9 protein-coding genes and 1 riboswitch are annotated in these 11,924 nt (G+C 74.5%); of the genes, 4 read left to right on the top strand and 5 right to left on the bottom strand.

Translation table 11 applies throughout. The features are described from left to right. The first annotated feature begins 255 nt into the window (after window positions 1-255). Complete coding sequence (locus ACIQZO_RS40110) at window positions 256-477, top strand: hypothetical protein (RefSeq protein WP_030390548.1); 222 nt, start codon at window positions 256-258, stop codon at window positions 475-477. Window positions 478-582: 105 nt separating this feature from the next. On the opposite strand, the gene cobN is transcribed toward ACIQZO_RS40110, so the two are convergent. Next, on the bottom strand, window positions 583-4,200 hold the full coding sequence (gene cobN / locus ACIQZO_RS40105; RefSeq protein ID WP_403636308.1) for a cobaltochelatase subunit CobN: 3,618 nt from the start codon (window positions 4,198-4,200) through the stop codon (window positions 583-585). Window positions 4,201-4,255: 55 nt separating this feature from the next. Then, window positions 4,256-4,340: riboswitch (cobalamin riboswitch) on the bottom strand. A gap of 367 nt (window positions 4,341-4,707) precedes the next feature. Between cobN and cobG the strand changes: the two genes are divergently transcribed. From cobG to ACIQZO_RS40090, 3 genes are read left to right on the top strand one after another with little or no spacing between them, the layout of a single operon-like run. Next, complete coding sequence (gene cobG, locus ACIQZO_RS40100) at window positions 4,708-6,012, top strand: precorrin-3B synthase (RefSeq protein WP_403636311.1); 1,305 nt, start codon at window positions 4,708-4,710, stop codon at window positions 6,010-6,012. Beyond that, window positions 6,009-6,656, top strand: coding sequence for a precorrin-8X methylmutase (locus ACIQZO_RS40095; RefSeq protein ID WP_403636305.1), 648 nt, complete (start codon window positions 6,009-6,011; stop codon window positions 6,654-6,656). Before cobG ends, ACIQZO_RS40095 begins: the two co-directional genes overlap by 4 nt. After that, entirely contained in the window at window positions 6,653-8,149 is a 1,497-nt protein-coding gene (locus ACIQZO_RS40090; RefSeq protein WP_403636303.1) for a precorrin-2 C(20)-methyltransferase, read from the top strand. Before ACIQZO_RS40095 ends, ACIQZO_RS40090 begins: the two co-directional genes overlap by 4 nt. An 88-nt stretch (window positions 8,150-8,237) precedes the next feature. Here ACIQZO_RS40090 and ACIQZO_RS40085 read toward each other — a convergent pair whose 3' ends face one another. The 4 genes from ACIQZO_RS40085 to cbiE form a co-directional block, all read right to left on the bottom strand. Further along, window positions 8,238-8,807, bottom strand: coding sequence for a GNAT family N-acetyltransferase (locus tag ACIQZO_RS40085; RefSeq protein ID WP_403636301.1), 570 nt, complete (start codon window positions 8,805-8,807; stop codon window positions 8,238-8,240). Between the two features lie 68 nt (window positions 8,808-8,875). Continuing rightward, entirely contained in the window at window positions 8,876-9,643 is a 768-nt protein-coding gene (locus tag ACIQZO_RS40080; protein ID WP_403636299.1) for a cobalt-precorrin-6A reductase, read from the bottom strand. Next, complete coding sequence (gene cobM / locus ACIQZO_RS40075) at window positions 9,633-10,382, bottom strand: precorrin-4 C(11)-methyltransferase (RefSeq protein WP_403636297.1); 750 nt, start codon at window positions 10,380-10,382, stop codon at window positions 9,633-9,635. Before cobM ends, ACIQZO_RS40080 begins: the two co-directional genes overlap by 11 nt. Further along, window positions 10,379-11,656 carry a precorrin-6y C5,15-methyltransferase (decarboxylating) subunit CbiE gene (gene cbiE / locus ACIQZO_RS40070; protein ID WP_403636295.1) on the bottom strand — a complete coding sequence of 426 codons (1,278 nt, stop codon included), beginning with the start codon at window positions 11,654-11,656 and terminating at the stop codon, window positions 10,379-10,381. Before cbiE ends, cobM begins: the two co-directional genes overlap by 4 nt. Window positions 11,657-11,924: the final 268 nt, after the last annotated feature.

The following is an 11,924-nucleotide window of genomic DNA, read 5'->3' as shown; positions in this document are numbered from 1 at the left end:
CCTCACGAAACTCAGCCGTGAACACCCGACGCTTCTCCGCCATGACTCTCAACTTCCCCTGCAGTCACGGACTCCACGCTACGAGGGGAGACTCATTCCGGCTCTCCCTCCGACGAGCGGCGTGCATGAAGTCCTGCACGCCGCTCGTCGGGCTTGCGCTCCGTCCAGCGCCCCGGGGTGTCGGAGCGTGAGGCGATTGTCGGATTGGGTTAGGTTTGCCCCGATATTCGTTTCGGAATTCCGAGAGGGACACTCATGGCGATCGATCTGGACAAGGTGCTCGACAAGGCGTGGGCCGACAAGCCGCTCGCCGAGGTGCTCGCGGCTCCCGTCGCCGCGCTCAAGGGCGTCAGCGACGAGGACGGCAAGCTGCTGCACGAGGCGTTCGGGGTCAAGACCGTCGCCGATTTCGGGCAGCTGAAGTACGTCCGCTGGGCGCAGGCCCTCGTCGCGCTGAACCAGACCGTCAAGGCGTAGTGGTCAAGGTCCGCCTACTCGGGGTTCGTGGGCCTGAATGAAAAGAGCCGTCCCCCTCACCCTTCGGCAGGGTGAGGGGGACGGCCTGTGTGACGGGGGAGCGGACTACTCCGACTCGCCCTCCAGGTTGCCCTCGGTGTCCAGGTAGACCTGGCGCAGCGATTCGAGGATCTGCGGGTCCGGCTTCTCCCACATGCCGCGCGACTCGGCCTCCAGCAGGCGCTCCGCGATGCCGTGCAGGGCCCAGGGGTTGGCCTCCTCCAGGAAGGCGCGGTTCGTCGGGTCCAGGACGTACGTCTCGGTGAGCTTGTCGTACATCCAGTCCGCCACCACGCCCGTCGTGGCGTCGTAGCCGAAGAGGTAGTCCACCGTCGCCGCGAGCTCGAAGGCGCCCTTGTAGCCGTGGCGGCGCATCGCCTCGATCCACTTCGGGTTGACCACGCGGGCGCGAAAGACGCGCGAGGTCTCCTCGACCAGGGTGCGGGTCTTGACCGTTTCCGGGCGGGTCGAGTCGCCGATGTACGCCTCGGGGGCGGTACCGCGCAGGGCGCGGACCGTGGCCACCATGCCGCCGTGGTACTGGAAGTAGTCGTCCGAGTCCGCGATGTCGTGCTCGCGGGTGTCCGTGTTCTTCGCGGCGACCGTGATGCGCTTGTAGGCCGTCTCCATCTCGTCCCGGGCGGGGCGCCCTTCGAGACCGCGGCCGTACGCGTAGCCGCCCCACACCGTGTAGACCTCCGCGAGGTCGGCGTCCGTGCGCCAGTCGCGGGAGTCGATCAGCTGGAGGATGCCGGCCCCGTACGTGCCCGGGCGCGAGCCGAAGATACGGGTGGTGGCCCTGCGCTCGTCGCCGTGCTCGGCAAGGTCCGCCTGGGCGTGGGCCCGGATGAAGTTCTCCGAGGCCGGCTCGTCCAGGGACGCGGCCAGCCGCACCGCGTCGTCGAGGAGGCCGATGACGTGCGGGAACGCGTCGCGGAAGAAGCCCGAGATGCGCAGGGTGACGTCGATGCGGGGGCGGCCCAGCTCGTCGAGCGGGATCGGCTCCAGGCCGGTCACGCGGCGCGAGGCCTCGTCCCAGACCGGGCGGATGCCCAGCAGGGACATGGCCTCGGCGACGTCGTCGCCGGAGGTGCGCATCGCGCTCGTGCCCCAGAGGGACAGGCCGACGGAGGCCGGCCATTCGCCGTTGTCCGTGCGGTAGCGGGTGAGGAGGGACTCGGCGAGCGCCTGGCCCGTCTCCCACGCCAGGCGGGAGGGGACGGCCTTGGGGTCGACCGAGTAGAAGTTCCGGCCCGTCGGCAGGACGTTGACCAGGCCGCGGAGAGGGGAGCCCGAGGGGCCCGCCGGGATGAAACGGCCGTCCAGGGCCGCGACGACGTGGGCGATCTCGTCCGTGGTGCCGGCCAGGCGCGGGACCACCTCGCGGGCCGCGAAGGACAGGACCGCGGCGACGTCCGCCGAGTGGCCCGCCGCTACCGAGGGCACGGCGTCGAGGGACCAGTTCGCGTCCTCCATCGCCTGCACCAGGGCGCGGGCCTGCTCCTCGACGGCGTCCGCCGAGGTGCGGGTGGCCGCGGACTCGTCGAGTCCGAGCGCCTCGCGCAGGCCCGGGAGGGCCGTCGTACCGCCCCAGATCTGACGGGCGCGCAGGATCGCGAGGACCAGGTTGACCCGGGCGTCACCGGTCGGCGCACCGCCCAGGACGTGCAGGCCGTCGCGGATCTGGGCGTCCTTGACCTCGCACAGCCAGCCGTCGACGTGGAGGAGGAAGTCGTCGAAGCCGTCGTCGTCGGGACGTTCCGCCAGACCCAGGTCGTGGTCGAGCTTCGCGGCCTGGATGAGGGTCCAGATCTGGGCGCGGATGGCCGGCAGCTTCGCCGGGTCCATCGCGGAGATCTGCGCGTACTCGTCCAGGTGCTGCTCCAGGCGCGCGATGTCGCCGTACGACTCCGCGCGCGCCATCGGCGGCACCAGGTGGTCGACCAGCGTGGCGTGCACCCGGCGCTTGGCCTGGGTGCCCTCGCCCGGGTCGTTGACCAGGAACGGGTAGATGAGCGGCAGGTCACCGAGGGCGGCGTCGGGCGCGCACGCGGCGGACAGGCCCGCGTTCTTGCCCGGGAGCCACTCCAGGTTGCCGTGCTTGCCCAGGTGGATCATCGCGTCGGCGCCGAAGCCGCCGTCCTCGGCGCGCGCCTGGATCCACCGGTACGCGGCCAGGTAGTGGTGCGAGGGCGGCAGGTCCGGGTCGTGGTAGATCGCGATCGGGTTCTCGCCGAAGCCGCGCGGCGGCTGGATGAGGATCAGCAGGTTTCCGCGGCGCAGGGCGGCGAGCACGATGTCGCCCTCCGGGTTCGCCGAGCGGTCCACGAACATGTTGCCCGGGGCCTCGCCCCAGTGCTCGTTGACGCTGTCGCGCAGCTCGGCCGGGAGCTCGGCGAACCAGCGCTTGTAGTCGGCGGCCGGGATCCGGACCGGGTTGCGGGCGAGCTGCTCCTCGGTCAGCCAGTCCTGGTCGTGGCCGCCGGCCTCGATCAGGGCGCGGATCAGCTCGTCGCCGTCGCCGGAGACCAGGCCGGGGACGCCCTCGGTCGGCCCGAAGTCGTAGCCGCCCGCGATGAGCGTGCGCAGCAGCTCCACGGCGCTCGCCGGGGTGTCGAGGCCGACCGCGTTGCCGATGCGCGAGTGCTTGGTCGGGTACGCGGACAGGACCAGCGCGACCTTCTTGTCGCGGCGGTCGATGTGGCGCAGGCGGGCGTGGCGTACGGCGATCCCCGCGACCCGGGCTGCCCGCTCGGGGTCGGCCACGTAGGCGGGCAGGCCGTCCTCGTCGAGCTCCTTGAAGGAGAACGGGACGGTGATCAGGCGGCCGTCGAACTCGGGCACCGCGACCTGCGTGGCGGCGTCCAGCGGGGACAGGCCCTCGTCGTTCTCCGCCCAGGCGGAGCGCGAGCCGGTCAGGCACAGGGCCTGCAGGATCGGCACGCCGAGCCCGGCGAGCGCGCCGGCGTCCCAGGACTCGTCGTCGCCGCCCGCCGAGGCGGTGGCGGGCTTGGTGCCGCCCGCGGCGAGGACGGTGGTGACGACCGCGTCGGCCGACTCCAGCGCAGCGATCAGGTCGGGCTCGGGGGTGCGCAGGGAGGAGACGTAGAGGGGGACCGCCTGGGCGTCGTGGGCCTCGATCGCCTCGCACAGGGCGTGCACGAAGGAGGTGTTGCCGCTCATCTGGTGGGCGCGGTAGTAGAGCACCGCGATCCGCGGGCCCTCGGTGCGCTGCGGCGTGCGCTCCAGCGGGCCCCAGGTGGGGGAGGCGGCCGGGGGCTCGAAGCCGTGGCCGGTCAGCAGGACGGTGTCGGAAAGGAACCGGGCCAGCTGGTCCAGGTTGGCCGGGCCGCCGTGGGCGAGATAGCCGTGCGCCTCGGCCGCGATGCCGATGGGGACCGTGGAGGCCTCCATGAGCTGGGCGTCCGGGGCCTGTTCGCCGGTCAGGACCACGACCGGGCGGGTCTGGCCGGGGGCCAGGAGCACGTCGAGGCCGTCCTGCCAGGCGCGGAGGCCGCCGAGGAGGCGTACGACGACCAGGTCGACCCCCTCGAGGAGGCCGGGTAGGTCGTCGAGGGGGAGACGGGAGGGGTTCGCGAACCGGTACGGGACGGGGCCGTCCGCCGTGTTCGCTGCGCGGGCGCTGAGCAGATCGGTGTCGGACGTCGACAGCAGCAGGATCATGCGGCGGCAGGCCTTCCTCGGGGTTTCCGCGCCCCGGGCAGTGTGAGGACAGCGGGAGTTCCTGACTCACCCCGTGGTGCGGGATCGCTCCGCGGGGTTCACAGTGGCGGGACCGCGCCGGAATCGCACCGGGCTTCCTCCCATGTCGCCGTCCTCGGCGACGGCGGGCCGTGTGGTCCGCCGGAAGGTCATCTTAGGGGCGGGTGGCGGATGGCTCCCGCCGGGGTGGGCGGGTCGGGGTGCCGGGTGCGGCGCCGTCGCGGGGGGGGGGGGGGGGGGGGGGGGGGGGGGGGGGGGTTTTGGGGGGGGGGGGGGGGGGGGCCCCGGGGGGGGGGGGGGGGGGGGGGGTGCCGGGTGCGGCGCCGTCGCCGGGGCTCTGCCCCGGACCCCGCGCCTCAAACGCCGGCGGGGCTGGAACGGTCAAACGCCGGCGGGGCTGGAACGGTGGGGCTGGATTCGCTGGTCGGGGTGGTGATGGACACAGGTCCGGGGGGTGGGATCGTGGGTATGCTCGCGGCCATGCCCCAGCCCCCTTCCGCCGCATCGCGGGACGAACCCGTCATACGGGAGCGCGGTGACGCCTGCCCCGGCGCGCTGCGGCTGCACGCGGCGGACGACGGGTTCCTGGCGCGGGTCCGGCTGCCGGGCGGGCTGCTCACGGTGCCCCAGGCCTCGGCACTGGCGCTCGCCGCCGACCGGTTCGGCGACGGGCACCTGGAGCTGACCTCGCGCGGCAACGTGCAGCTGCGCGGACTGGCCGACGGGTGTGGTGCCGCTCTCGCCGAGCTGCTGGACGCGGCCGGACTGCTCCCCGCGCCGAGCCACGAGCGGGTACGGAACATCGTGGCCACGCCGATGTCCGGCCTGGAGGGTCCGGGCCGGCCCGACGCGCTGGCCTGGGCCTCGGAGTTCGACCGGCTGCTGTGCGAAAGCCCCTGGGCGGCCGCCCTGTCCGGGCGGTTCCTGTTCGCCTTCGACGACGGGCGCGGCGACGTGGCCGCCCTCGCCCCTGACGTGACCGTGCTCGGCCGCTCCGCGGGCCGGGCGCTCGTCCGGCTCGGCCGGGCCGCCGACGCTGTGGAACTCGCCGGGCAGGACGCCCCCCGAGCGGCGCTGCTTGCCGCCCGATACTTCCTCGACGCCGCCGCCGAAGCCGGCACGCAGGCCTGGCGGGTGTCCGAACTGCCCGCCGAACACACCCTGAACGAAAGAGAGTTCACCCGGCGCCTCGCCACCGCCGGGATTGCCGCCGCGACCGCCCGCGCCGTGGGCCGGCCGTACGCGGCGCCGCCCCGGCCCGGCGTCGCCCCCGGGCAGGACCCCGCCACGTTGTGCGTCCTGCCCCCGCTCGGCCGGCTCGGCTCCGCCCAGTGGCGGGTTCTCGTACAGGTCGCGGAGGAGGGGAGCGGCTCGCTGCGCGTCACCCCGTGGCGCACCGTCATCCTCCCCGCGGCGGGAATCCACGGCGCCGCCCGCATCGAGGACGCCGGGCTGGTCCTCGCCCCCGACAGCCCCTGGGAGACCGTCACCGCCTGTACCGGGCGGCCCGGTTGCGCGAAGTCCCTCGCGGACGTACGCGCCGACGCGCGGGCCGTCGCCGACCGGGCGCGCGGGCCGCTGCCCGTGCACTGGTCCGGCTGCGAGCGCCGCTGCGGGCACCCGCGCGGCACCGCCTGGGTGGACCTGGTCGCCACCGGGACCGGATACCGGATCGCCGCACCCGGCCGCCCCGTACGCCACGACGCACGGCCCCCCGAACTTGCCGCGGCACTCGCGGACGCCCGCACCGACCCCGACGTAGTGAAGAAATGAGCGAGTACACCGTGTTTGAGTACGAGAAGGACGGCGCGGCCATCTATCGCCAGTCCTTTGCCACGATCCGCGCCGAGGCGGACCTCTCCGGGCTGCCCGACACGGTCGCCCAGGTCGCGGTGCGCATGATCCACGCCTGCGGAATGACCGACCTCCCGCAGGACCTCGGGTTCACCCCCGAGGTCGTGCTGCGCGCCCGCGCGGCCCTGGAGGCCGGCGCGCCGGTCCTGTGCGACGTGCAGATGGTCGCCAGCGGTGTCACCCGCAAGCGGCTGCCCGCAGACAACGACGTGATCTGCACGCTCTCCGACCCGGCCGTACCGGAGCTCGCCGCGAGGATGGGCACCACGCGCAGCGCCGCCGCCCTGGAGGTCTGGCGCGACCGCGGCCTGCTGGAGGGCTCGGTCATCGCCGTCGGCAACGCGCCGACCGCGCTGTTCCGGCTGCTGGAGATGATCGAGGAGGGCGCCCCGCGCCCCGCCGCCGTCATCGGGGTCCCCGTCGGTTTCATCGGCGCGGCCGAGTCCAAGGACGCCCTCGCCGCCCACCCCTCGGCGCTCGATCACCTGATCGTGCGCGGCCGCCGCGGCGGCAGCGCCATGGCCGCCGCCGCCGTCAACGCCATTGCGAGCGTGGCCGAATGAGCGGCATCGCCAAGGGCCGGCTGTACGGGGTCGGGCTCGGCCCCGGCGACCCGTCGCTGATGACCCTGCGCGCCGTCGAGGTGATCGCCGAGGCCGATGTCGTGGCCTACCACAGTGCCCGCCACGGCCGTTCCATCGCCCGCTCGATCGCCGCGAAGCACCTGCGCGCCGACCACGTCGAGGAACCGCTGGTCTACCCGGTCACCACCGAGACCACCGACCACCCCGGCGGCTACCAGGGCGCGATGGAGGAGTTCTACGAGGCCGCCGCGGCCCGCCTCGCCGCCCACCTGGACGCCGGCCGGACCGTCGCCGTGCTCGCCGAGGGCGATCCGCTCTTCTACAGCTCGTACATGCACATGCACAAGAGGCTCGCGGACCGGTACGAGAGCGAGGTCGTCCCCGGCGTCACCTCGGTGAGCGCCGCCGCCGCCCGGCTCGGCACCCCGCTCGTGGAGGGCGAGGAGGTACTGACCATCCTCCCCGGCACCCTGCCCGAGGAGGAGCTCACCGCCCGGCTCGCGGCCACCGACTCGGCGGTCGTGATGAAGCTCGGCCGGACCTTCCCCGCCGTGCGCGGCGCGATGGAGAGCAGCGGCCGGCTCGCCGAGGCCCGCTACGTCGAGCGCGCCACCATGGCCGGCGAGCGCACCGGACTCCTCGCCGACATCGAAGCCGACAGCGTGCCGTACTTCGCCGTCGCCGTGCTCCCCAGCCGCATCGGCAACCCGGGCAGCGTCCCGTCCGGCCCCGGCGAGGTCGTCGTCGTCGGCACCGGCCCGGCCGGCCCGCTGTGGCTCACCCCGCAGACCCGGCGCGCCCTCGCGGACGCCGAGGTGCTGGTCGGCTACACCACCTACCTGGACCGGGTGCCCGTCAAGCCGGGCCAGATCCGGCACGGCTCCGACAACAAGGTGGAGTCGGAGCGCGCCGAGTTCGCCCTCGACCTCGCCCGGCGCGGGCAGCGGGTGGCCGTGGTCTCCGGCGGCGACCCCGGTGTCTTCGCCATGGCCACGGCGGTCCTGGAGGTGGCCGGGCAGGCGGAGTACAAGGATGTGCCGGTACGGGTCCTGCCGGGGGTGACCGCGGCCAACGCGGCGGCCGCCGCGGCCGGTGCCCCGCTCGGCCACGACTACGCCACGATCTCGCTGTCGGACCGGCTCAAGCCCTGGGAGGTCATCGCGGAGCGGCTGCGCGCGGCCGCCGCGGCCGACCTGGTGCTGGCCCTGTACAACCCCGGCTCGCGCAGCCGGACCTGGCAGGTGGCCCAGGCCCGGGAGCTGCTGCTGGAACTGCGCTCGCCCGAGACCCCGGTGGTCCTCGCGCGCGACGTGGGCGGCCCCGAGCAGTCGGTGCGGATCGTCACGCTCGCCGCACTGGATCCGTCCGAGGTGGACATGCGCACGATCCTGCTGATCGGCTCCTCGCAGACGCAGGTCACCGAGCGGGCCGACGGATCGAGGATCACCTGGACCCCGCGCCGCTACCCGTGACCGGGTGAGGCGAGGCGCGACGGTGCGCGCGGAAGGCCCGGTGCGGCGAGCGCACCGGGCCTTCGCCCGTCCGGTGGCGGCGGGGGCCTCAGCCGGACCCGGGCGCACCGCCCGCCGCTGCCGTCGCCGCGCCGCGCTCCAGCCGGAACAGCACGTTCGGACGCAGCGGTCCTTCGGGCGCGTCGGGGTCGTCGAAGTCGTCGGCCCGGTTCCGGGTCATCCCGATCTTCCGCATCACCGCCTGGGAGCGGAGGTTGCCGGCCGTGGTCACGGCGAGGATCTCGGGGAGCCCGAGTGCGTCGAAGCCGTGGGCCAGGACCGCCCGCGCGGCCTCGGTGGCGTAGCCCAGCCCCCAGGAGGCCCGGGCGAGCCGCCAGCCGATCTCCACCCCGGTGAACGGCATGCCGTCGTCCACGTCGTCCATGCCCGCGAAGCCGATGAACTCACCCGTGGCCCGGACCTCTACGGCCCACCAGCCGTAGCCCCGTCGGTCGAACGCGGCCCGGAACCGCACCATCGAGGCCTCGCTCTGCTCACGGGTGAGCGGGTCGCCCAGGTGCTCCCGTACCTCGGGATCGGCGTTCATCGCCGCCCAGGGATCGAGGTCGGAGTCCCGCCAGGGGCGCAGGACGAGGCGTCCGGTGTGCAGCACGGTCATGCCGTCCACCCAACGTGACCTGCCCCCAGCAGGCAATTCCTTTTCCCCGGGGCAGAACCGGACCCCCTCTACCGGCTGACACCGAGCCAGTCCTGGACGGCCTCGACCGAGCCGGTCTCCGGTACGCCCTCCGGGACGGCGGGGCGGCGCACGACGAGGACCGGGATGCCGGCCTCGCGGGCCGCGGTGAGTTTGGGGGCGGTGGCCGTGCCGCCGCTGTCCTTCGTCACCAGGACGTCGATCCGGTGGCGGGCGATCAGCTCCCGTTCGTCGTCCAGGGTGAACGGGCCCCGCGCGAGCAGCACTTCGAGCCGCGGTGGCACCGGCGCGGCCGGCGGGTCCACCGAACGCACCAGGAACCAGGTGTCGGTGAGGTGCGCGAAGGTGTGCAGGCCCATCCGGCCGGTGGTCAGGAACGCGCGGGAGCCGAGGCCGGGCAGCCGCTCGGCCGCCTCGTCGAGGGAGTCCACGAGGGTCCAGTCGTCGCCCGGCTCCGGCGTCCAGCCGGGGCGCCGCAGCGCCAGCACCGGGACACCCGTGAGCGCCTGCGCCCCGTCCGCGTGGAAACTCATCCGCTCCGCGAAGGGGTGGGTGGCATCGACGACGCGGGTGACGTCGTGGGCGACGATCCAGGCCGCGAGGCCCGCGATGCCGCCGAAGCCGCCGATACGGGTCTCGCCCGGCGGGAGGACGGGCGAGGCGACCCGCCCTGCGAGCGAGGTGGTCACCCGGCACGAGGGATCGGGGGCCAGCGCCTCCGCGAGGCGGCGGGCCTCCGTCGTGCCGCCCAGGATCAGGACGTGGTGGGCGGGCAGGGGAGCCGGTTCAGCAGACATGCCGGTCGCGCTCGGGCGAGTACAGGTGGCTGTCGCGGAACTGCTCCGCGCCGAGCGTACGGCCCACCACGATGACGGCGGTGCGCACCAGGCCGTGCGCCTTCACCTGCGGGGCGATGTCGGCCAGGGTGCCGCGCAGGATCAGCTCGTCGGGGCGGCTGGCCATCGCCACGACCGCCACCGGGCACTGGGCCCCGTAGTGCGGCAGCAGCTCGTCGACGACCCGGTCCACATAGCGGGTGGCCAGGTGCAGCACCAGCAGCGCGCCGCTGCGGCCCAGCGTGGCCAGGTCCTCGCCGGGCGGCATCGGGGTGGCCTGCTGGGCGATCCGGGTCAGGATCACCGTCTGCCCGACGGTGGGGACGGTCAGCTCCCGCTTGAGGGCGGCGGCCGCCGCGGCGAAGGCCGGAACGCCCGGGACGACCTCGTAGGGGATGCCGGCCGCGTCGAGCCGGCGCATCTGCTCGGCGACGGCGCTGAAGATCGACGGGTCGCCGGAGTGCAGCCGCGCCACGTCCTGGCCCGCCGCGTGGGCGCGTACGCACTCGGCGATGATCTCGTCCAGGTTCAGCTGCGAGGTGTCGACCAGCCGGGCGTCCGGCGGGCACTCGGCCAGCAGCTCGCGCGGGACGAGGCTGCCCGCGTACAGGCAGACCGGGGCGGCGGCCAGCCTCCGGGCACCGCGCACCGTGATCAGGTCGGCGGCGCCGGGGCCCGCGCCGATGAAGTACACGGTCATGTTCGATCCCTCTCCTCGGTCGACCCGGCGGTCGGGCCCTGCGTCTTCGTCACTGACCACTGGGTGACCGGCATCGCCTGCCGCCAGCCCGTGAATCCGCCGACCGGCACGGCGTGCGCGACGGCGAGCTTCACCAGTTCGCCGCCGAGGCGCCGGTAGCGCTCGCCGAGCGCCGCCTCCGACTCCAGGGTGACGGTGTTGACCACCAGCCGGCCGCCCAGGGGCAGCGCGGCCCACACCGCGTCCAGCAGGCCGGGCGCGGTCAGCCCGCCGCCGATGAACACGGCGTCGGGGGCCGGCAGCCCGGCCAGGGCCTCCGGGGCGGCGCCGATGACCACGCGCAGACCGGGGACGCCGAGCGCCGCCGCGTTGCGGGCGATCCGCCCGGCCCGCTCCGGAACGCGCTCCACCGCCACCGCCCGGCACGAGGGGTGCGTGCGCATCCACTCGATGCCGATGGAGCCGGAACCGCCGCCGATGTCCCACAGCAGCTCGCCGGGGGCCGGAGCCAGCGCGCACAGGGTCGCGGCCCGTACGTGGCGCTTGGTGAGCTGCCCGTCGTGCTCGTACGCGGTGTCCGGGAGGCCCGGGGTCGCGCCCAGGCGCGGCGCGTCGTGGGCCGGGTCGCGGCGGCAGTCGAGCGCGACCACGTTCAGGGGGTCGCCGGGCGCGTGGTCCCAGCCGTCGGCGTGGCCCTCGTACGTGTCCTCGCGCTCGGACCCGAGCTGTTCCAGCACCCGCAGCCGGCTCGGGCCGAAGCCCCGCTCGCGCAGCAGGGCGGCGATCTCGCCCGGGGTCCCCGCTCCGGCGCTGAGCACCAGCACCCGGCGCCCTTCGTGGAGCGCGGCCGCCAGGCGGGCCACCGGGCGGCCGACCACCGTGACCACCTCGGTGTCCTCCACCGGCCAGCCCAGGCGCGCGCAGGCGTAGGAGACCGAGGAGGGATGCGGGTGAACCCGCAGCGACCGCGGCCCGAGCTCCTCGGCGAGGGCGCGGCCGATCCCGTAGAACATGGGGTCACCGCTGGCCAGCACGGCGATCCGGCGGCCGGCGTGCTCGGCCATCAGCTTCGGCACGGCGGGCCGCAGCGGGCTCGGCCAGGCCACCCGCTCACCGGCGCACTCGGCGGCCGGCAGCAGGTCCAGCTGGCGCGGCCCGCCGATCAGTACCTCGGCCGAGGACAGCGCGGAGCGGCCGGCGGCGGTGAGGCCGGCCCAGCCGTCTGCGCCGAGGCCGACGACCGACACGGGTATGGGGGGCGGCGGGGAGCTCACGGGCGCGGTTCCTCGGGGACGGGACGGGGACAGAGGGCGGACCCGCAGCCTACTGGCCTGCGGATCCGGCTCCCGCGCCCGCCCTCGCGACACTCCCGGAACCGCCGAGGGCTACCCTCGGTCACCCACCGCCCCACGAGGGAGTCGCCATGCCCGGCTGGAACGCCACGCACATCCCCGACTGTGAGGATGAGGCTGCACCGCTCGGGGGGTCTGACCCAATCCCCGATTGACGCTTCGGTTGTCCTCGCTCTGAATCGTCGGCCTC

Origin of the sequence: Streptomyces sp. NPDC097617, assembly GCF_044761485.1 — a bacterium.
In the GTDB taxonomy this organism is placed as follows: Bacteria; Actinomycetota; Actinomycetes; order Streptomycetales; family Streptomycetaceae; genus Streptomyces.
This window is presented reverse-complemented; position numbering and strand designations above follow the sequence as displayed.

Excerpts from the sequence above, each read along its gene's own strand:
- ACIQZO_RS40110 (WP_030390548.1), top strand. The coding sequence starts at position 256 with ATGGCGATCGATCTGGACAAGGTGCTCGACAAGGCGTGGGCCGACAAG.
- cobN (WP_403636308.1), bottom strand. The coding sequence starts at position 4,200 with ATGATCCTGCTGCTGTCGACGTCCGACACCGATCTGCTCAGCGCCCGC.
- cobG (WP_403636311.1), top strand. The coding sequence starts at position 4,708 with ATGCTCGCGGCCATGCCCCAGCCCCCTTCCGCCGCATCGCGGGACGAA.
- ACIQZO_RS40095 (WP_403636305.1), top strand. The coding sequence starts at position 6,009 with ATGAGCGAGTACACCGTGTTTGAGTACGAGAAGGACGGCGCGGCCATC.
- ACIQZO_RS40090 (WP_403636303.1), top strand. The coding sequence starts at position 6,653 with ATGAGCGGCATCGCCAAGGGCCGGCTGTACGGGGTCGGGCTCGGCCCC.
- ACIQZO_RS40085 (WP_403636301.1), bottom strand. The coding sequence starts at position 8,807 with ATGACCGTGCTGCACACCGGACGCCTCGTCCTGCGCCCCTGGCGGGAC.
- ACIQZO_RS40080 (WP_403636299.1), bottom strand. The coding sequence starts at position 9,643 with ATGTCTGCTGAACCGGCTCCCCTGCCCGCCCACCACGTCCTGATCCTG.
- cobM (WP_403636297.1), bottom strand. The coding sequence starts at position 10,382 with ATGACCGTGTACTTCATCGGCGCGGGCCCCGGCGCCGCCGACCTGATC.